The sequence below is a fragment of the Pseudomonas sp. PSPC3-2 genome (assembly GCF_049897085.1).
Taxonomy (GTDB): domain Bacteria; phylum Pseudomonadota; class Gammaproteobacteria; order Pseudomonadales; family Pseudomonadaceae; genus Aquipseudomonas; species Aquipseudomonas paraveronii.
Map to the genome: position 1 here is coordinate 19,995 of NZ_JAFCVO010000007.1, position 18,656 is coordinate 38,650.

The 18,656-nt window shown below is 55.5% G+C and carries 30 protein-coding genes; 29 read left to right on the forward strand and 1 reads right to left on the reverse strand.

The features are described from left to right. Positions 1 to 2: 2 nt before the first annotated feature. From rplC to bfr, 29 genes are all read left to right on the forward strand, one after another. Positions 3 to 638, forward strand: a complete 636-nt coding sequence (gene rplC, locus ACP7CJ_RS13105; RefSeq protein ID WP_007253310.1) for a 50S ribosomal protein L3 — start codon at positions 3 to 5, stop codon at positions 636 to 638. Positions 639 to 650: 12 nt separating this feature from the next. Next, a complete protein-coding gene (rplD, locus tag ACP7CJ_RS13110; RefSeq protein WP_003210082.1) occupies positions 651 to 1,253 on the forward strand; it encodes a 50S ribosomal protein L4 in 603 nt (200 codons plus the stop codon). Beyond that, complete coding sequence (gene rplW / locus ACP7CJ_RS13115) at positions 1,250 to 1,549, forward strand: 50S ribosomal protein L23 (RefSeq protein ID WP_002555488.1); 300 nt, start codon at positions 1,250 to 1,252, stop codon at positions 1,547 to 1,549. Before rplD ends, rplW begins: the two co-directional genes overlap by 4 nt. A 14-nt stretch (positions 1,550 to 1,563) precedes the next feature. Next, positions 1,564 to 2,388 (forward strand): 50S ribosomal protein L2, encoded by an 825-nt coding sequence (gene rplB / locus ACP7CJ_RS13120; protein WP_003210080.1) that lies wholly within the window; start codon positions 1,564 to 1,566, stop codon positions 2,386 to 2,388. A 16-nt stretch (positions 2,389 to 2,404) separates the two neighbouring features. Continuing rightward, positions 2,405 to 2,680, forward strand: coding sequence for a 30S ribosomal protein S19 (gene rpsS, locus ACP7CJ_RS13125; RefSeq protein WP_003232420.1), 276 nt, complete (start codon positions 2,405 to 2,407; stop codon positions 2,678 to 2,680). Positions 2,681 to 2,691: 11 nt separating this feature from the next. Next, positions 2,692 to 3,024, forward strand: a complete 333-nt coding sequence (gene rplV, locus ACP7CJ_RS13130; RefSeq protein WP_003103908.1) for a 50S ribosomal protein L22 — start codon at positions 2,692 to 2,694, stop codon at positions 3,022 to 3,024. 13 nt (positions 3,025 to 3,037) lie between these two features. Further along, positions 3,038 to 3,724 carry a 30S ribosomal protein S3 gene (gene rpsC / locus ACP7CJ_RS13135; RefSeq protein WP_003176422.1) on the forward strand — a complete coding sequence of 229 codons (687 nt, stop codon included), beginning with the start codon at positions 3,038 to 3,040 and terminating at the stop codon, positions 3,722 to 3,724. 12 nt (positions 3,725 to 3,736) lie between these two features. After that, positions 3,737 to 4,150 carry a 50S ribosomal protein L16 gene (gene rplP / locus ACP7CJ_RS13140; RefSeq protein ID WP_003232424.1) on the forward strand — a complete coding sequence of 138 codons (414 nt, stop codon included), beginning with the start codon at positions 3,737 to 3,739 and terminating at the stop codon, positions 4,148 to 4,150. Beyond that, on the forward strand, positions 4,150 to 4,341 hold the full coding sequence (rpmC, locus tag ACP7CJ_RS13145) for a 50S ribosomal protein L29 (RefSeq protein ID WP_002555481.1): 192 nt from the start codon (positions 4,150 to 4,152) through the stop codon (positions 4,339 to 4,341). The genes rplP and rpmC overlap by 1 nt, the downstream gene beginning before the upstream one ends. Positions 4,342 to 4,343: 2 nt before the next feature. Next, positions 4,344 to 4,610, forward strand: coding sequence for a 30S ribosomal protein S17 (gene rpsQ / locus ACP7CJ_RS13150; protein WP_003176419.1), 267 nt, complete (start codon positions 4,344 to 4,346; stop codon positions 4,608 to 4,610). 23 nt (positions 4,611 to 4,633) lie between these two features. Further along, on the forward strand, positions 4,634 to 5,002 hold the full coding sequence (gene rplN, locus ACP7CJ_RS13155) for a 50S ribosomal protein L14 (RefSeq protein WP_002555479.1): 369 nt from the start codon (positions 4,634 to 4,636) through the stop codon (positions 5,000 to 5,002). Between the two features lie 11 nt (positions 5,003 to 5,013). Continuing rightward, a complete protein-coding gene (rplX, locus tag ACP7CJ_RS13160; RefSeq protein WP_003176416.1) occupies positions 5,014 to 5,328 on the forward strand; it encodes a 50S ribosomal protein L24 in 315 nt (104 codons plus the stop codon). A gap of 20 nt (positions 5,329 to 5,348) precedes the next feature. Beyond that, complete coding sequence (gene rplE, locus ACP7CJ_RS13165; protein ID WP_003176415.1) at positions 5,349 to 5,888, forward strand: 50S ribosomal protein L5; 540 nt, start codon at positions 5,349 to 5,351, stop codon at positions 5,886 to 5,888. Positions 5,889 to 5,901: 13 nt separating this feature from the next. Next, positions 5,902 to 6,207, forward strand: a complete 306-nt coding sequence (gene rpsN, locus ACP7CJ_RS13170) for a 30S ribosomal protein S14 (RefSeq protein WP_003176414.1) — start codon at positions 5,902 to 5,904, stop codon at positions 6,205 to 6,207. 208 nt (positions 6,208 to 6,415) lie between these two features. Then, positions 6,416 to 6,808, forward strand: coding sequence for a 30S ribosomal protein S8 (rpsH, locus tag ACP7CJ_RS13175; protein ID WP_003186040.1), 393 nt, complete (start codon positions 6,416 to 6,418; stop codon positions 6,806 to 6,808). 12 nt (positions 6,809 to 6,820) lie between these two features. Beyond that, a complete protein-coding gene (gene rplF, locus ACP7CJ_RS13180) occupies positions 6,821 to 7,354 on the forward strand; it encodes a 50S ribosomal protein L6 (RefSeq protein ID WP_003176412.1) in 534 nt (177 codons plus the stop codon). A 10-nt stretch (positions 7,355 to 7,364) separates the two neighbouring features. Beyond that, on the forward strand, positions 7,365 to 7,715 hold the full coding sequence (gene rplR / locus ACP7CJ_RS13185) for a 50S ribosomal protein L18 (RefSeq protein ID WP_003186037.1): 351 nt from the start codon (positions 7,365 to 7,367) through the stop codon (positions 7,713 to 7,715). Positions 7,716 to 7,718: 3 nt separating this feature from the next. Beyond that, on the forward strand, positions 7,719 to 8,219 hold the full coding sequence (rpsE, locus tag ACP7CJ_RS13190) for a 30S ribosomal protein S5 (RefSeq protein WP_003186035.1): 501 nt from the start codon (positions 7,719 to 7,721) through the stop codon (positions 8,217 to 8,219). Between the two features lie 2 nt (positions 8,220 to 8,221). After that, positions 8,222 to 8,398 (forward strand): 50S ribosomal protein L30, encoded by a 177-nt coding sequence (rpmD, locus tag ACP7CJ_RS13195; RefSeq protein WP_003176408.1) that lies wholly within the window; start codon positions 8,222 to 8,224, stop codon positions 8,396 to 8,398. 3 nt (positions 8,399 to 8,401) lie between these two features. After that, positions 8,402 to 8,839, forward strand: a complete 438-nt coding sequence (gene rplO, locus ACP7CJ_RS13200; protein WP_003176407.1) for a 50S ribosomal protein L15 — start codon at positions 8,402 to 8,404, stop codon at positions 8,837 to 8,839. Beyond that, positions 8,840 to 10,168 (forward strand): preprotein translocase subunit SecY, encoded by a 1,329-nt coding sequence (gene secY, locus ACP7CJ_RS13205; protein ID WP_276195103.1) that lies wholly within the window; start codon positions 8,840 to 8,842, stop codon positions 10,166 to 10,168. Between the two features lie 27 nt (positions 10,169 to 10,195). Further along, on the forward strand, positions 10,196 to 10,312 hold the full coding sequence (rpmJ, locus tag ACP7CJ_RS13210; RefSeq protein ID WP_002555468.1) for a 50S ribosomal protein L36: 117 nt from the start codon (positions 10,196 to 10,198) through the stop codon (positions 10,310 to 10,312). A 129-nt stretch (positions 10,313 to 10,441) separates the two neighbouring features. Next, complete coding sequence (gene rpsM, locus ACP7CJ_RS13215) at positions 10,442 to 10,798, forward strand: 30S ribosomal protein S13 (RefSeq protein ID WP_003210063.1); 357 nt, start codon at positions 10,442 to 10,444, stop codon at positions 10,796 to 10,798. A gap of 30 nt (positions 10,799 to 10,828) precedes the next feature. Continuing rightward, on the forward strand, positions 10,829 to 11,218 hold the full coding sequence (gene rpsK / locus ACP7CJ_RS13220; RefSeq protein ID WP_002555466.1) for a 30S ribosomal protein S11: 390 nt from the start codon (positions 10,829 to 10,831) through the stop codon (positions 11,216 to 11,218). An 18-nt stretch (positions 11,219 to 11,236) separates the two neighbouring features. Beyond that, positions 11,237 to 11,857, forward strand: a complete 621-nt coding sequence (gene rpsD / locus ACP7CJ_RS13225) for a 30S ribosomal protein S4 (RefSeq protein ID WP_003176404.1) — start codon at positions 11,237 to 11,239, stop codon at positions 11,855 to 11,857. A 22-nt stretch (positions 11,858 to 11,879) separates the two neighbouring features. Continuing rightward, on the forward strand, positions 11,880 to 12,881 hold the full coding sequence (locus tag ACP7CJ_RS13230; RefSeq protein WP_003176403.1) for a DNA-directed RNA polymerase subunit alpha: 1,002 nt from the start codon (positions 11,880 to 11,882) through the stop codon (positions 12,879 to 12,881). 41 nt (positions 12,882 to 12,922) lie between these two features. Next, positions 12,923 to 13,309 (forward strand): 50S ribosomal protein L17, encoded by a 387-nt coding sequence (gene rplQ, locus ACP7CJ_RS13235; protein WP_247396022.1) that lies wholly within the window; start codon positions 12,923 to 12,925, stop codon positions 13,307 to 13,309. Positions 13,310 to 13,547: 238 nt separating this feature from the next. After that, positions 13,548 to 14,996, forward strand: coding sequence for a catalase (locus ACP7CJ_RS13240; protein ID WP_276195072.1), 1,449 nt, complete (start codon positions 13,548 to 13,550; stop codon positions 14,994 to 14,996). A gap of 155 nt (positions 14,997 to 15,151) precedes the next feature. Next, the gene (gene bfr / locus ACP7CJ_RS13245) at positions 15,152 to 15,616 is read left to right on the forward strand and encodes a bacterioferritin (RefSeq protein ID WP_247396024.1); all 465 of its coding nucleotides are present in this window, start codon (positions 15,152 to 15,154) and stop codon (positions 15,614 to 15,616) included. A 66-nt stretch (positions 15,617 to 15,682) separates the two neighbouring features. On the opposite strand, the gene uvrA is transcribed toward bfr, so the two are convergent. After that, positions 15,683 to 18,517, reverse strand: coding sequence for an excinuclease ABC subunit UvrA (uvrA, locus tag ACP7CJ_RS13250; protein WP_253399580.1), 2,835 nt, complete (start codon positions 18,515 to 18,517; stop codon positions 15,683 to 15,685). Positions 18,518 to 18,656: the final 139 nt, after the last annotated feature.

Genomic DNA, 18,656 nt, shown 5'->3' on the forward strand with positions numbered 1-18,656 from the left:
ACATGACTATTGGTGTAGTCGGTCGTAAATGCGGTATGACCCGTATTTTCACCGAAGAAGGTGTCTCCATTCCGGTTACGGTCATTGAGATCGAGCCGAATCGCGTCACCCAGTTTAAAACTGAAGAAACCGATGGCTATCGTGCAGTGCAAGTCACTGTCGGCGAGCGTCGTGCTTCGCGTGTGACTGCTGCTCAAGCAGGTCACTTCGCTAAAGCAAACGTTGCAGCTGGTCGCACTGTTATGGAGTTCCGTCTTGAAGAAGGCGACTACCAGGCTGGCGATCTGATCAACGCTGAAATCTTCGCCGCTGGTCAACTGGTTGATGTAACCGGTCAGTCCAAAGGTAAAGGCTTCCAGGGTACGATCAAGCGTTGGAATTTCCGTGGCCAAGACAACACTCACGGTAACTCCGTTTCCCACCGCGTCCCGGGCTCTATTGGCCAGTGCCAGACTCCTGGTCGTGTATTCAAGGGCAAAAAAATGTCCGGTCATATGGGCGCTGAGCGCGTGACCGTGCAGTCCCTCGAAGTAGTGCGCGTCGACGCTGAACGCAATCTGTTGTTGGTCAAGGGTGCTGTTCCTGGCGCTACTGGCGGCAACCTGGTTGTACGTCCAGCGGCCAAGGCTCGCGGTTAAGGGGAAGCTGACATGCAATTAAATGTAAATGACGCTCAAGCGATCGAAGTTTCCGAACTGACATTTGGCGGCGAATTCAACGAGACGCTCGTTCACCAAGCAGTCGTGGCCTACATGGCCGGCGGCCGTCAAGGTAGCAAGCAGCAAAAGACCCGTTCCGACGTTCGTGGTGGCGGTAAGCGCCCTTGGCGTCAGAAAGGTACTGGCCGTGCTCGTGCCGGTACTATCCGTAGCCCAATCTGGCGCGGCGGCGGTACCACTTTCGCAGCTCGTCCTCAGGATCACACGCAGAAGCTCAACAAGAAGATGTACCGCGCAGCACTGCGCTCCATCCTTGCTGAACTCGTGCGTACTGATCGTCTGGTCGTGGTTCAGGACTTCGCTGTTGAAGCACCGAAAACCAAAGATCTGCTGAACAAGCTGAACGGCATGGGCCTGACTGACGTCTTGATCGTGTCTGAAGCTGTTGATCAGAACCTGTACCTGGCTGCTCGCAACCTGCCACACGTTGATGTACGTGACGTGCAAGGTTCCGATCCAGTTAGTCTGATCGCATACGACAAGGTGTTGATCACCGTGTCGGCCGTGAAGAAATTCGAGGAGCTGCTGGGATGAACCAGGAACGCGTATTTAAAGTTCTGCTTGGCCCGCACGTTTCCGAAAAGGCTACGGTTCTGGCTGACAAGAAAGGCCAGTTCGTTTTCAAGGTTGCAACTGACGCAACCAAGCTGGAAATCAAGAAGGCCGTCGAAAGCCTGTTCAGCGTGAAAGTAGAGCGTGTTACTACCCTGAATGTTCTGGGTAAGAGCAAGCGCACTGCTCGCGGTCTGGGCAAGCGTAATGACTGGAAGAAGGCGGTTATCTCCCTTCAGCCAGGCCAAGATCTCGATTTCAGCAGCAGTGCTGAGTAAGGAAGGGGTGCATCATGGCAATCGTTAAATGCAAACCGACTTCCCCTGGCCGCCGTTTTGTGGTCAAGGTGGTCAACCAGGAGCTGCATAAAGGCGCTCCTCACGCACCGCTGCTCGAGAAGAAATCGAAGACTGGTGGTCGTAACAACAATGGTCGCATTACCACTCGTCACATCGGTGGTGGCCATAAGCAGCATTATCGTCTGGTCGACTTCCGTCGCAACGACAAAGATGGCATCGCTGCCACTGTCGAGCGTATCGAATACGATCCAAACCGTACTGCTCACATCGCTCTGCTGCTGTACGCAGATGGCGAGCGTCGCTACATCATCGCCCCTAAAGGCGTGAGTGCTGGCGACCAGCTGATCGCAGGTGCCTTGGCACCGATCAAGCCGGGCAACGCTCTGCAACTGCGTAACATTCCAGTTGGTAGCACCGTACACGGCATCGAATTGAAGCCAGGTAAAGGCGCGCAAATCGCTCGTTCCGCTGGTGCTTCGGCTCAGCTGATCGCTCGTGAAGGTGTCTACGTGACCCTGCGTCTGCGTTCTGGTGAGATGCGTAAAGTGCTGGCTGAATGCCGTGCGACCTTGGGCGAAGTCTCGAACTCCGAGCACAGCCTGCGTTCGCTGGGTAAAGCTGGTGCCAAACGCTGGCGTGGCGTTCGCCCAACCGTTCGTGGTGTTGCCATGAACCCGGTTGACCACCCACACGGTGGTGGTGAAGGTCGTACCTCTGGTGGTCGTCATCCGGTATCGCCATGGGGCTTCCCGACTAAGGGCGCGAAGACTCGTGGTAATAAGCGTACCGACAAAATGATCGTCCGTCGTCGCAAGTAAATAGAGGGATACGACAGTGCCACGTTCTCTGAAAAAAGGTCCTTTTATTGATCTTCACCTACTGAAGAAGATCGAAGTGGCGGCGGAAAAGAACGATCGCAAACCGGTGAAAACCTGGTCGCGTCGTTCGATGATCCTGCCACAAATGGTCGGTTTGACCATCGCAGTACACAACGGTCGCCTTCACGTCCCAGTTCTCGTGAACGAAGACATGGTCGGCCACAAACTAGGCGAGTTTGCCGGTACCCGCACATATCGTGGGCACGTGGCAGACAAGAAAGCCAAGCGTTAAGGGGTTAGGAAATGGAAGTAGCCGCTAAGTTGTCGGGCGCTCGAATCTCCGCCCAGAAAGCCCGCTTGGTCGCCGACCAGATCCGCGGGAAGAAGGTGGGCGAAGCGCTCAACCTGTTGGCTTTCAGCAGTAAGAAAGCCGCCGAGATCATGAAGAAAGTGCTGGAGTCGGCCGTAGCCAACGCCGAGCATAACGAAGGCGCAGACGTTGATGACCTGAAGGTCAGCACCGTTTTCGTCAACGAAGGGCGTTCGCTGAAGCGTATCATGCCGCGTGCCAAAGGCCGTGCTGATCGCATCGTCAAGCGGTCTTGCCATATCACTGTCAAGGTTGCTGACAAGTAACGGAGTCGAAGAGATGGGTCAGAAAGTACATCCCATTGGCATTCGCCTGGGAATCGTCAAGGAGCACACCTCCGTCTGGTACGCAGACGGTCGGACTTATGCGGACTATTTGTTCGCTGATCTGAAGGTGCGTGAGTATCTCCAAGACAAACTAAAAAGCGCGTCCGTAAGCCGTATCGATATCCATCGTCCGGCACAAACTGCACGTATCACCATCCACACCGCTCGTCCAGGTATCGTTATCGGGAAGAAAGGTGAAGATGTTGAGAAACTGCGTCAGGACCTGACCAAGCAAATGGGTGTGCCTGTGCACATCAATATCGAAGAGATCCGCAAGCCGGAGCTCGACGGTATGCTGGTTGCGCAGAGCGTAGCTCAGCAGCTGGAGCGTCGCGTCATGTTCCGTCGCGCTATGAAGCGCGCCGTACAGAACGCCATGCGCATTGGTGCCAAAGGCATCAAAATCCAAGTGAGCGGTCGTCTCGGCGGTGCTGAAATCGCACGTACTGAATGGTATCGCGAAGGTCGTGTGCCATTGCACACCCTGCGTGCCGACATCGACTATGCCAACTACGAAGCTCACACCACTTATGGTGTGATCGGTGTAAAGGTTTGGATCTTCAAAGGCGAAGTAATTGGTGGTCGCCAAGAAGAACTGAAACCACAAGCACCAGCGCCTCGTAAAAAAGCTGCTAAGTAAGGGGTACGCCAAATGTTGCAACCAAAGCGTACGAAGTTCCGCAAGCAGATGACAGGCCACAACCGTGGTCTGGCTCAGCGCGGTAGCAAAGTCAGCTTCGGCGAGTTCGCGCTGAAGTCTGTAGCTCGTGGTCGTCTCACCGCTCGTCAGATCGAGTCAGCGCGTCGTGCTCTGACCCGTCACGTAAAACGTGGCGGCAAGATCTGGATCCGTGTATTCCCGGACAAGCCAATCTCCAAAAAGCCCCTCGAAGTTCGGATGGGTAAAGGTAAGGGCAACGTGGAATACTGGGTTGCCCAGATTCAGCCAGGCAAAGTCCTGTATGAAATCGAGGGTGTAACTGAAGAGCTGGCGCGTGAGGCTTTTGCCCTGGCTGCTGCAAAGCTGCCGCTCGCCACCGCCTTTGTTAAACGGACGGTGATGTGATGAAAGCGAATGAACTTCGTGAAAAATCCGCACAGCAGCTGAACGAGCAACTGCTCGGCCTGCTGCGCGACCAGTTCAATCTGCGCATGCAGAAAGCAACTGGCCAGTTGGGGCAGTCTCATCTGCTCTCGCAAGTTAAGCGTGACATTGCTCGCGTGAAGACTGTGCTCAACCAGCAGGCAGGTAAGTGATCATGGCTGAAGCCGAAAAGACTGTCCGTACGCTGACTGGCCGTGTTGTCAGCGACAAGATGGACAAAACCATCACCGTTTTGATCGAGCGTCGCGTTAAGCACCCGATCTACGGTAAATATGTTAAGCGTTCGACTAAGCTGCACGCGCACGACGAAACCAACCAGTGCCACATCGGCGACAAAGTCACTATTCGTGAAACTCGTCCGCTGGCCAAGACCAAGTCTTGGGCACTGGTTGATGTTCTCGAACGCGCTGTGGAAGTCTAAGGACTAGGGGTCGGAGAAATTATATGATTCAGACTCAATCCATGCTCGATGTGGCCGATAACAGCGGCGCTCGCCGTGTTATGTGCATCAAGGTGCTGGGTGGCTCCCATCGTCGTTACGCTGGTATCGGTGACATCATCAAAGTTACCGTGAAGGAAGCAATTCCTCGCGGTAAAGTGAAAAAAGGCCAAGTGATGACTGCTGTTGTAGTCCGCACTCGTCACGGCGTTCGCCGTGCAGATGGCTCCATTATCCGCTTTGATGGCAACGCTGCTGTTCTTCTGAACAACAAGCAAGAGCCGATCGGCACCCGTATCTTTGGGCCAGTGACCCGTGAACTTCGTACTGAGAAGTTCATGAAGATCGTCTCGCTCGCCCCAGAAGTGCTGTAAGGAGATCCGACATGCAAAAGATTCGTCGTGACGACGAGATCATCGTGATCGCCGGCAAAGACAAAGGTAAGCGCGGTAAGGTGCTTAAGGTTCTCGCTAATAACCGTCTGGTTATTGGTGGTCTGAACCTGGTTAAGCGTCATACCAAGCCTAACCCGATGTCGGGCGTACAAGGCGGTATCGTCGAAAAAGAAGCTCCGCTGGACGCTTCTAACGTCGCCATTTTCAACGGCGAAACCAACAAGGCAGACCGCGTTGGTTTCAAAGTAGAAGATGGCAAGAAAATTCGTGTCTTCAAGTCGACCCAAAAAGCGGTTGATGCTTGAACACTGCTAGGTAGAAGACCATGGCACGACTAAAAGAGATTTATTGGAAAGAAATCGCACCGAAGCTTAAGGAAGAACTTAAGCTTTCGAACGTGATGGAAGTTCCACGCGTTACCAAAATCACCCTGAACATGGGTCTGGGCGAAGCGGTCGGCGACAAAAAAGTCATCGAGCACGCTGTTGCTGACCTGGAAAAGATCACCGGTCAAAAAGTCGTTGTGACTTACGCTCGGAAATCCATCGCTGGCTTTAAAGTCCGTGAAGGTTGGCCGATCGGCGTCAAAGTGACTCTGCGCCGTGAGCGTATGTACGAATTCCTGGATCGTCTGCTGTCGATCTCCCTGCCTCGGGTCCGCGACTTCCGCGGCCTGAATGCCAAGTCCTTCGATGGTCGTGGTAACTACAGCATGGGCGTGAAAGAGCAGATCATCTTCCCGGAAATCGACTACGACAAGATCGATGCTCTCCGCGGTCTGGACATCACCCTGACCACCACTGCCAAGAACGATGATGAAGGTCGCGCCCTGTTGCGTGCTTTCAAATTCCCGTTCCGCAACTGATTGGAGTAGGACCATGGCCAAGATGAGCATGAAAAACCGCGAGCTGAAGCGTCAGCTCACGGTTGCCAAGTACGCCAAGAAGCGTGCAGCACTGAAAGCAATCATCGTTGATCTGAACGCAAGTCCAGAAGCACGTTGGGAAGCGACAGTAGCACTGCAGAAGCAGCCACGTGACGCAAGCGCCTCGCGCATGCGTAACCGCTGCCGCCTGACCGGTCGTCCACACGGCGTTTACCGCAAGTTCGGCCTCGGCCGTAACAAGCTGCGTGAAGCGGCAATGCGTGGTGACGTACCGGGTCTGGTTAAAGCCAGCTGGTAAGTACGTTCAGCGTCCAGGTGGTAGGTTTCGCAAGATACTGACCGCCGGTGGCCTTGAATCTGGAACAAGCCCCTTTTGGGGCTTGTTTCATTTCCGTAGTGTGTCTAAAATACGCGGCTCGCCTGAGCCCGTGTGTTTTATGCTCGGAGATTCTCGGCGACATATGTAGCCGCAAGGCTAATTTTTTTGTATTAGGAGCGTCTAGCCCATGAGTATGCAGGACCCGTTAGCGGACATGCTAACTCGTATCCGTAATGCCCAGATGGCTGAAAAGTCCGTCGTAAGCATGCCATCTTCCACGTTGAAGGTTGCTGTTGCCAAAGTCCTGAAAGACGAAGGCTACATTGCGGGTTATCAGATCAGCAGCGAAATCAAACCTCTGCTGTCCATCGAGCTGAAGTACTTCGAAGGCCGTCCGGTCATCGAGGAAGTGAAGCGCGTTAGCCGTCCAGGCCTGCGTCAGTACAAGTCCGTCGATGATCTGCCAAAAGTTCGTGGCGGTCTCGGTGTGTCTATCGTCTCCACCAACAAAGGTGTGATGACGGATCGTGCTGCGCGCGCTGCCGGTGTCGGCGGCGAAGTTCTTTGCACTGTGTTCTAAGGGGGGATAAGCATGTCACGCGTCGCTAAGAACCCCGTTAAGCTGCCAGCCGGTGTCGAAGTAAAATTCGCAGGCCAACAGCTTTCGGTGAAGGGTGCCAAGGGTACTCTCGAACTGAACATCCATTCGTCCGTTGAGATCGTTGAAGAAGCTGGTGAGCTGCGTTTCGCTGCTCGCAATGGCGATCAACAAACTCGCGCAATGGCCGGTACCACTCGTGCGTTGGTAAACAACATGGTCCAAGGCGTAAGCCAAGGCTTCGAGCGTAAGCTCCAGCTGGTCGGTGTTGGTTACAAAGCGCAAGCAAAAGGCACGGTTTTGAACCTGGCCCTTGGCTTCTCGCACCCAGTGGATTACGAACTGCCAGAAGGCATCACCGCTGAGACCCCGAGCCAAACCGATATCCTGATCAAGGGTATTGATAAGCAGCTGGTAGGTCAGGTGGCCGCTGAGATCCGCGACTTCCGTCCACCAGAGCCGTACAAAGGCAAAGGTGTGCGCTACGCGGACGAAGTCGTCCGTCGTAAAGAAGCCAAGAAGAAGTAGGGCATAGCAAATGACCGACAAAAAAGTTACTCGACTGCGTCGCGCTCGCAAAGCACGCCTGAAAATGCACGAACTCGAAGTCGTGCGTCTCTGCGTGTTCCGCTCGTCGCAGCACATCTACGCCCAGGTCATCTCGGCCGACGGCAACAAAGTCCTGGCAAGCGCCTCGACTTTGGATAAAGAACTGCGTGATGGTGCCACTGGCAACATCGACGCGGCCACTAAGGTTGGCCAGCTGGTCGCTACGCGTGCAAAAGCCGCTGGCGTCTCGCAGGTGGCTTTCGACCGCTCTGGCTTCAAGTATCACGGTCGCGTCAAGGCGCTGGCTGATGCTGCTCGTGAAGCTGGGCTGGAGTTCTAAGTTATGTCAAATAACGACCAAAAGCGCGACGAAGGCTACATTGAGAAGCTGGTTCAAGTTAACCGCGTAGCCAAAACCGTTAAAGGCGGCCGTATCTTCACTTTCACCGCGTTGACCGTGGTTGGTGATGGTAAAGGGCGTGTTGGCTTCGGCCGTGGCAAGTCACGTGAAGTGCCTGCTGCGATCCAGAAGGCAATGGAAGCTGCTCGTCGCAACATGATCCAAGTTGATCTGAACGGCACTACTCTGCAGTACGCAATGAAGTCCGCCCATGGCGCTTCGAAGGTGTACATGCAGCCTGCTTCTGAAGGTACCGGTATCATCGCTGGCGGCGCTATGCGTGCTGTCCTCGAAGTTGCTGGCGTTCAGAACGTTCTGGCCAAGTGCTACGGCTCGACTAACCCAGTAAACGTGGTTCACGCCACTTTCAAGGGTTTGAAAGCAATGCAGTCTCCTGAATCCATTGCCGCCAAGCGTGGCAAAAGCGTCAAGGAGATCTTCTGATCATGGCTACCGTTAAAGTAACGCTGATCAAAAGCATGACCGGTCGCATCCCTAACCACAAATTGTGCGTTAAGGGTTTGGGTCTGCGTCGCATCGGTCACACTGTAGAAGTCCAGGATACTCCCGAGAATCGCGGGATGATCAACAAGGCTTACTACATGCTGCGTGTCGAGGGTTAATCGATGAAACTCAATGATCTGAGTCCAGCGCCGGGTTCCCGTCGCGAAAAGCATCGTCCGGGCCGTGGTATCGGTAGCGGTTTGGGTAAGACTGGTGGCCGTGGCCACAAAGGTCAAACCTCCCGCTCCGGTGGCACCATCGCTCCAGGCTTTGAAGGCGGTCAACAGCCGCTGCATCGTCGCCTGCCTAAGTTCGGTTTCGTATCCCTGAAAGCCATGGATCGCGCAGAAGTGCGTTTGTCCGAGCTGGCTAAAGTGGAAGGCGACATCGTTACTGTGCAGACCCTGAAAGATGCCAACGTGATCAACGTCAACGTACAGCGTGTGAAAATCATGCTGTCCGGTGAAGTGACCCGCGCTGTCACTATCGGCAAGGGAATCGGCGCCACCAAAGGTGCGCGTTCGGCTATCGAAGCAGCTGGCGGCAAGTTCGAGGAATAAATGGCTAAGCAAGGTGCTCTCTCAGCGCTCGGCAAAGGCGGTATGTCTGAACTTTGGGCTCGTCTGCGTTTTCTGTTCCTGGCGATTATCGTCTACCGAATAGGCGCACACATCCCGGTTCCAGGTATCAACCCGGACCGACTCGCAGACCTGTTTCGACAGAATGAGGGGACCATTCTTAGCTTGTTCAACATGTTTTCCGGCGGCGCGCTGGAACGGATGAGCATCTTTGCACTGGGGATCATGCCGTACATTTCGGCATCGATCATCATGCAGTTGATGACCGCCGTCAGCCCGCAGTTGGAGCAGTTGAAGAAGGAAGGTGAAGCTGGCCGTCGCAAGATTAGCCAGTACACCCGCTACGGCACTGTCATCCTTGCCCTGGTTCAAGCTGTCGGCATGTCCGTTGGCTTGGCGGGGCAGGGTGTTGCGTTCACTGGTGACTTTGGCTTCCATTTCGTTGCGGTATCCACGTTTGTGGCTGGTGCGATGTTTATGATGTGGCTGGGTGAGCAGATTACTGAGCGTGGTGTTGGTAACGGTATCTCGATGTTGATTTTCGCAGGTATCGTCGCCGGTCTTCCGAGAGCAATCGGGCAGTCTTTCGAGTCTGCACGTCAGGGTGATATCAATATTTTTGCCCTGGTTGCCATCGGTTTGCTGGCAGTAGCGATTATCGGTTTTGTGGTGTTCATTGAGCGTGGCCAGCGTCGTATTGCTGTTCACTACGCCAAGCGTCAGCAGGGCCGCAAGGTTTTTGCTGCGCAGACCAGCCACTTGCCGCTGAAAGTGAATATGGCCGGTGTTATTCCGGCAATTTTCGCGAGCAGCATTTTGCTGTTTCCGGCTTCGTTGGGTACCTGGTTTGGTCAGTCTGAAAACATGGGCTGGCTGCAGGACCTTTCTCAGTCGATCGCTCCTGGTCAGCCGTTGAATATTCTGCTGTTTAGTGCAGGGATTATTTTCTTCTGCTTCTTCTATACGGCGTTGATGTTCAATCCGAAAGACGTAGCGGAAAACCTGAAGAAGTCCGGTGCCTTTATTCCGGGCATCCGTCCAGGTGAGCAGTCTGCACGCTACATTGATGGCGTTCTGACTCGTTTGACCCTGTTCGGTGCTCTATATATGACGGCCGTGTGCTTGTTGCCCCAGTTCCTGGTGGTTGCGGCAAACGTTCCGTTCTACCTTGGCGGGACCTCGTTGCTGATCGTCGTCGTGGTTGTGATGGACTTCATGTCCCAAGTACAATCGCACCTCGTTTCGCACCAGTACGAATCCCTGATGAAGAAAGCCAACCTGAAGGGTTACGGCAGCGGCATGTTGCGCTGAGTACCCATAAGGTTCGAGGAGTTGGTGATGAAAGTTCGTGCATCGGTGAAAAAGCTGTGCCGTAACTGCAAAATTATTCGCCGCGAAGGTGTTGTTCGAGTAATTTGCAGCGCGGAACCGCGTCACAAACAGCGCCAAGGCTGAGTGTGATCCGCTTGAAGCCCGGCAGCTAGTGCGCTGCCGGGTTGATTATTTGTTATTACAGCGATATTATCTCGCGCCCTATTTCTTGGCTTCCGGGGCGTAGGTAGCTGTCAATTGGAGTCCCACTGAATGGCCCGTATTGCAGGCGTTAACATTCCAGATAACAAGCACACTGTTATCTCGCTGACCTACATCTATGGTGTTGGTCGCACTACTGCGCAGAAAATTTGCGCAGATACTGGGGTAAACCCAGCCGCAAAGATTAAAGATCTGAGCGACGAGCAGATTGAGCTGTTGCGTGGCGAAGTGGCGAAGTTCACCACTGAAGGTGACCTGCGTCGCGAAATCAACATGAAAATCAAGCGTTTGATGGACCTCGGTTGCTACCGTGGTCTGCGTCATCGTCGTGGTCTTCCAGTACGCGGTCAGCGTACCAAGACTAACGCGCGTACCCGTAAAGGTCCGCGTAAGCCGATCCGCAAGTAATCGCCCACGCGAATCGACAGGAAATTAATCATGGCAAAACCTGCTGCTCGTCCTCGTAAAAAAGTTAAAAAGACAGTGGTTGATGGCATCGCCCACATCCATGCTTCTTTTAATAACACAATCGTGACCATCACCGACCGTCAAGGTAACGCGCTTTCTTGGGCTACCTCCGGTGGTTCGGGTTTCCGCGGTTCCCGCAAGTCCACCCCGTTTGCTGCTCAAGTAGCTGCTGAACGTGCTGGTCAAGCTGCGCTGGAATACGGCCTGAAAAACCTTGACGTTAACGTCAAAGGTCCAGGTCCAGGTCGTGAGTCTGCTGTCCGTGCTTTGAACGGCTGTGGCTATAAGATCGCCAGCATCACCGACGTGACGCCAATCCCGCACAACGGGTGCCGTCCGCCGAAGAAGCGCCGCGTGTAATCCAGGAGATTGTAAAGAATGGCTCGTTACATTGGTCCAAAATGCAAACTCGCTCGTCGCGAAGGCACCGATCTCTTCCTGAAGAGCGGCGTGCGCGCGATCGAATCGAAGTGCAACATTGAAGCAGCACCTGGTATCCACGGCCAACGCCGCGGTCGCCAGTCCGATTACGGCACCCAACTGCGTGAAAAGCAGAAGGTCCGTCGTATTTACGGCGTTCTCGAGCGTCAGTTCAGCGGCTACTACAAAGAAGCTGCTGGCAAGAAAGGTGCAACCGGTGAAAACCTGCTGCAACTGCTCGAATGCCGTCTGGACAACGTTGTATACCGTATGGGCTTTGGTTCTACTCGTGCCGAATCCCGTCAGCTGGTATCGCACAAGTCGATCAGCGTTAACGGTCAGACCGTAAACGTTCCGTCCTACCAGGTTCGTGCTGGTGACGTGGTCGCTGTCCGCGAGAAAGCAAAAAACCAACTTCGCATTGTCCAAGCTCTCGATCTGTGTGCCCAACGTGGCCGCGTAGAATGGGTAGAAGTAGACACTGAGAAGAAGTCGGGCGTTTTCAAGAACGTTCCTGCTCGCAGTGATCTGTCCGCCGACATCAACGAAAGCCTGATTGTCGAGCTCTACTCCAAGTAAGGGCTAGAAAATAGGTGCATCCATGCAGATTTCGGTAAATGAGTTCCTGACACCCCGCCACATTGATGTGCAGGTTGTCAGTCCAACCCGCGCCAAAATCACTCTCGAGCCTCTCGAGCGTGGTTTTGGCCACACCCTGGGCAACGCGCTGCGCCGCATCCTGTTGTCCTCAATGCCCGGCTGTGCAGTAGTCGAGGCCGAGATTGACGGTGTGCTCCACGAGTACAGCGCCATCGAAGGTGTACAGGAAGACGTAATTGAAATCCTGTTGAACCTTAAAGGTCTGGCTATCAAGCTGCACGGCCGTGACGAAGTTACGCTGACCTTGTCGAAGAAGGGTTCGGGGGTGGTTACCGCTGCCGATATTCAGCTGGATCATGATGTCGAGATCGTTAACCCCGATCACGTAATCGCTAACCTGGCGTCTAACGGCGCCCTGAACATGAAGCTCACTGTAGCTCGTGGTCGTGGTTATGAACCGGCCGACTCGCGTCAGAGCGATGAAGACGAAAGCCGCAGCATTGGTCGCTTGCAGCTTGATTCTTCGTTCAGCCCGGTTCGCCGCATCGCATACGTGGTGGAAAACGCCCGTGTCGAGCAGCGTACTAACCTGGACAAGCTGGTTATTGATCTGGAAACCAACGGTACTCTGGACCCTGAAGAGGCTATCCGTCGCGCTGCAACCATTCTGCAACAGCAGTTGGCTGCGTTCGTCGACCTCAAAGGTGACAGCGAACCAGTGGTAATCGAGCAGGAAGACGAGATCGATCCGATCCTGCTTCGCCCGGTTGACGATCTGGAACTGACTGTACGTTCGGCTAACTGCCTTAAGGCGGAAAACATTTACTACATCGGCGACCTGATTCAGCGTACCGAAGTAGAACTGTTGAAGACTCCGAACCTGGGCAAGAAATCCTTGACTGAAATCAAGGACGTTCTGGCCTCCCGCGGTCTGTCCCTCGGCATGCGCCTCGACAACTGGCCGCCTGCAAGTCTTAAGAAGGACGACAAGGCGACTGCCTGATCGTCGTAATCACCGAACGTGAGTTTGGTAAGGAATGAACCATGCGTCATCGTAAAAGTGGACGTCACCTGAGCCGTACCAGCTCGCACCGTAAGGCCATGTTTCAAAACATGGCGGTGTCGCTGTTCGAGCACGAGCTGATCAAAACTACACTGCCGAAAGCTAAAGAACTGCGTCGCGTTGCTGAGCCGCTGATCACTTTGGCTAAGACAGACAGCCTGGCTAACCGCCGTCTGGCATTCGACCGTACTCGTTCGAAAGCTATCGTTGGTAAGCTGTTCAACGACCTGGGCAAGCGTTACGCTACCCGTGAGGGTGGCTACCTGCGCATCCTCAAGTGCGGTTTCCGCTCTGGCGACAACGCGCCTATGGCGTATGTCGAGTTGGTTGATCGTGCTACTGCCGGCGAAGCTGTAAGCGCCGAGTAAGACGACAGTCTGTAACGAAGAACCGGGCCTCGTGCCCGGTTTTTTGTGCGCGTAAGAAAAACGCCATTTGTACAAGCTGCGTCAGGTCAACACTGGCACGATGGTGGCCAGGTGTATTGGTAGTAATTTTCTATTGATTCCCACAATTTAATGAATTTGTAGGTGTCATGTTGATGATCAATACTCACTGCAAGCCGATTAGCCGGCAGTTCCAAGTCCGACCTGAGGAAGATTGAGCATGAGCCAGAACAAAATTCTTACCACCGCCAGCGGCGCTCCCGTGGCGGACAACCAGAACTCCCGTTCCGCCGGCCCACGTGGCCCGTTGTTGCTCGACGATTTTCACCTGATTGAGAAGCTCGCGCACTTCAACCGCGAAAACATCCCTGAGCGTCGAGTACATGCCAAAGGTTCGGGGGCTTACGGCACGTTCACCGTTACCCAGGACATCGCTGAATACACCAGCGCCAAGCTGTTCGAGTCCGTGGGCAAACAAACGCCGACCTTTCTGCGCTTCTCCACGGTGGGTGGGGAGCGTGGTTCGGCTGATACCGAGCGCGATCCTCGTGGCTTTGCCTTGAAGTTCTACACCGAAGAAGGCAACTGGGACATCGTCGGTAACAACACGCCGGTGTTCTTCATCCGTGACCCTCTGAAGTTCCCTGATTTTATCCACACCCAGAAACGCCTGCCGCAAAGCAATCTGAAAAGTGCGCAGATGATGTGGGACTTCTGGTCGCACTCCCCGGAGGCGCTGCACCAGGTCACCATCCTATTTTCGGACCGTGGTATCCCTGATGGTTACCGTCACATGCACGGCTTCGGTAGCCACACCTACAGCCTGATTAACGCCAAGGGCGAGCGGCACTGGGTAAAGTGGCACTACAAGACCAAGCAAGGCATCAAGAACCTTGCACCGGCTGAGGCCGCACGCTTGGCTGGCACCGATCCTGATTACGCACAGCGCGATCTGTTTGGTGCGATCGAGCGCGGCGACTTCCCGAAATGGCGCGTCTGCATTCAGATCATGACCGAGGCCCAAGCCAACGCGCATTACGAGAACCCCTTTGACGTGACCAAAACCTGGTCACAAAAGGAGTTCCCGCTGATCGAAGTCGGCGAACTGGAGCTCAACCGTAATCCACAGAACTACTTCGCTGAAGTGGAACAAGCTGCGTTCGGCCCGAGCAACATGGTCCCGGGTGTCGGTCTGTCGCCAGACCGCATGCTGCAGGGCCGCGTTTTCGCTTATGCAGATGCACATCGCTACCGTATCGGCACCAACCACCAACAATTGCCGGTGAATGCCCCACGCAGTCCGGTCAACAGCTACCAGCGTGATGGCTCGATGGCCTTCGGCAGCAATGGCGGTGCGACTCCCAACTATGAACCAAACAGCTATGCCGACGCGCCGAAACAAGCACCACAGTACGCCGAGCCTGCATTGGCCCTGAGCGGTGCCGCAGATCGTTACGATCACCGCGAAGACACCGACTATTACAGCCATGCCGGTGCGCTGTTCCGCCTGATGAACGATGAGCAGAAGGCCTTGCTCACCGGCAACATCGCCGGCGCCATGTCGGGGGTTTCCAGTGATGTGGTCCAGCGTCAGTTGCAGCACTTCTTCAAAGCCGATCAGGCTTATGGAGAAGCAATCGCAAAGGCACTGGGTGTATCGCTTAACTGACTCTAAACGATAAGCAGAACCGCCCTCATTTGGGCGGTTTTTGCGCTAATTTAGCTACTTTTCTCTGTAAATCTTCACTTTTCTGCCGTTGCTTCCGTGACCTATAGGTCAGCATGGTTCAAACTGAAGACTTTCAAGCAGGGAGATGTAGGGCGATGCAAGGTCACCCCAACGTAATCGATTACCTCAACACGTTGCTGACGGGCGAACTCGCTGCTCGTGACCAATATTTCATCCATTCGCGTATGTACGAAGACTGGGGCTTTACCGAGCTCTATGAACGTATCAACCACGAGATGGAAGAAGAGACGCAGCACGCCGATGCGCTGATGCGCCGTATCCTGATGCTCGAAGGCACGCCACGCATGCGTCCGGACGACCTGGACGTAGGCACCACGGTGCCTGAGATGCTCGCAGCCGACCTTCGCCTCGAGTACAAGGTCCGTGCCGCGCTGTGCAAGGGCATCGAGCTATGCGAGCAGCACAACGACTATGTCACGCGTGAAATTCTGCGCGTGCAGTTGGCCGACACCGAAGAAGATCACACCTACTGGCTGGAAAAGCAGTTGGGCCTGATCAAGCTGGTCGGCCTGGAGAATTACCTGCAATCGCAGTTCTGATTCCCGGCTGTAAAAAAGCCCCTGTCACCGTTGAAGTGACAGGGGCTTTTTATTGGGTCGGATAAATCACGCCCTGTCGCGTGCGAGCAATGGTTTCAAGTAGTAACCCGTGTGCGACTGCGGCATTTCGGAGACCTGCTCCGGCGTACCCACCGCGATGATCTGGCCGCCCTTGGAACCGCCTTCCGGTCCGAGGTCGACCAGCCAGTCGGCGGTCTTGATCACATCCAGGTTGTGTTCGATCACCACCACGGTGTTGCCGTGGTCACGCAGGCGGTGCAACACATCCAGTAATTGCTGAATATCCGCGAAGTGCAGGCCCGTGGTCGGTTCATCGAGGATATACAGGGTTTTACCCGTATCCCGCTTGGACAGCTCGCGGGACAGCTTGACCCGCTGCGCCTCACCACCGGACAGCGTGGTCGCCGATTGCCCCAGCTTGATGTACGACAAGCCCACATCCATCAGTGTCTGCAGCTTGCGCGCCAACGCTGGAACCGCGTCGAAGAACACCCGCGCTTCTTCGATGGTCATCTCCAGGGTTTCGTGGATGTTCTTGCCCTTGTATTTGATCTCAAGGGTTTCGCGGTTATAGCGCTTGCTCTTGCACACATCGCATGGCACGTAGATGTCCGGCAGGAAGTGCATTTCCACTTTGATCAAGCCATCGCCCTGGCACGCTTCGCAGCGCCCGCCCTTGACGTTGAACGAGAACCGGCCCGGCCCGTAGCCCCGCGAGCGGGATTCCGGGACGCCAGCGAACAACTCGCGAATGGGCGTAAACAGCCCGGTATAGGTCGCCGGGTTGGAGCGTGGTGTGCGGCCAATCGGGCTCTGGTCGATATCGACCACTTTGTCCAGGAGCTCAAGGCCCTTGATGCTGTCATGTGCAGCCGCTTCCAGAGTGGTCGCGCCGTTCAAGGCGGTGGCGCTCAGTGGGAACAGCGTGTTGTTGATCAGCGTCGACTTGCCCGAGCCGGAAACACCCGTCACGCAGGTCAGCAGGCCCAGGGGAATCTCCAGGTCGACATTGCGCAGGTTGTTGCCACGCGCGCCCTTGAGGTGCAACGCCATCTTCTTGTTGCGTGGCGTGCGCTTGGCCGGCACCTCAATCTTCACGCGACCGGACAGGTACTTGCCCGTCAGTGAGTCCGGATGGGCCATCACCTCGGCAGGCGTACCTTGGGCGACGATATGTCCACCATGCACGCCGGCACCCGGGCCAATATCGACCACATAATCTGCCAGGCGAATCGCGTCTTCATCGTGCTCGACCACAATCACCGTGTTGCCGATATCCCGCAGGTGCTTCAGCGTGCCCAGGAGGCGATCGTTGTCGCGCTGGTGCAAGCCGATCGATGGTTCATCGAGGATATACAGCACACCCACCAGGCCCGCACCGATCTGGCTGGCCAGGCGAATACGCTGGGCTTCACCGCCAGACAAGGTATCGGCGCTGCGGTCCAGTGACAGGTAATCCAGGCCGACGTTGACCAGGAACTGCAGGCGCTCGCGAATCTCCTTGAGGATCTTGTCGGCGATCTCCCCACGGCGTCCGGTCAGTTTGAGGACACCAAAGTATTCACAGGCATCACCGATCGGCAGGTTGGTCACTGCCGGCAGAGTCTTCTCGCCAACCCATACGTGCCGTGCCTCACGGCGCAGGCGGGTGCCACGGCAATCCGGGCAGGGCTGGGTGCTGAGAAACTTCGCCAGCTCTTCACGCACGCTCGCCGACTCGGTCTCGCGGTAGCGGCGTTCGAGGTTCGGCACGATGCCTTCGAACGGGTGCGAGCGTTTGACGATGTCGCCACGGTCGTTGAGGTATTTGAAGTCGACGCTCTGCGAGCCGCTGCCGTTGAGAATGACCTTCTGCTGATCTGCCGGCAGTTGGTTGAACGGTACTTCCAGGCTGAACTTATAGTGCGACGCCAACGACCCGAGCATCTGGAAGTAATAGACGTTACGCCTGTCCCAGCCGCGTATCGCGCCTTCCGCCAACGTCAGTTCGCCATTGACCAGGCGCTTGATGTCGAAGAACTGCTTCACCCCCAGGCCATCACAGGTCGGGCATGCGCCGGCCGGGTTGTTGAAGGAAAACAGCTTGGGTTCCAGCTCGCTGATGGCGTGGCCACAGATCGGGCAGGCAAAGCGTGCGGAGAAGATGATCTCTTCGCCAGGCTCGTCGTCCATCGGCGCGACCAGGGCAATCCCGTCCGCCAGCTTCAGGGCGGTCTCGAAGGATTCGGCCAGGCGTTGCTGCAAGTCGGCGCGCACTTTGAAACGGTCGACCACGACATCAATCGAGTGCTTCTTCTGCTTGTCGAGCTTCGGCGCTTCGTCCAGCTCATACAGCTTGCCGTTGATCCGCGCACGCACGAAACCTTGGGCCCGCAGTTCTTCAAACACCGAAAGGTGTTCACCCTTGCGCTCGCGAATTACCGGCGCCAGCAACATCAGCTTGGCGCCTTCCGGCTGGGCCAGCACCAGGTCGACCATCTGGCTGACGGTCTGGGCTTCCAGCGGAATGTCGTGGTCCGGGCAGCGCGGGATACCTACGCGCGCATAGAGCAGGCGTAGGTAGTCGTAGATCTCGGTGATGGTGCCCACGGTGGACCGCGGGTTATGGGACGTCGACTTCTGCTCGATGGAAATCGCCGGCGACAGGCCTTCGATGGTGTCGACGTCGGGTTTTTCCATCATCGACAGGAACTGGCGGGCATAGGCCGACAGCGACTCGACATAGCGCCGCTGGCCTTCGGCGTACAGCGTGTCGAACGCCAGCGACGATTTGCCGGACCCGGACAAACCGGTGATGACGATCAGTTTGTCCCGGGGCAGGGTCAGGTCGATATTCTTCAGGTTGTGGGTTCTAGCCCCACGAATCAGGATCTTGTCCAAGATGGCCTCGCACGGCGGGCGTAAATAATGCAGGAGTATACGGATAAAGACTGGATGAATATACACTGTCAAGGTGCTAGGTGCAGCCTTACATGAAACCTGCGCGGCAAAGCGCCGCATATACCCTCTCAATCGATGG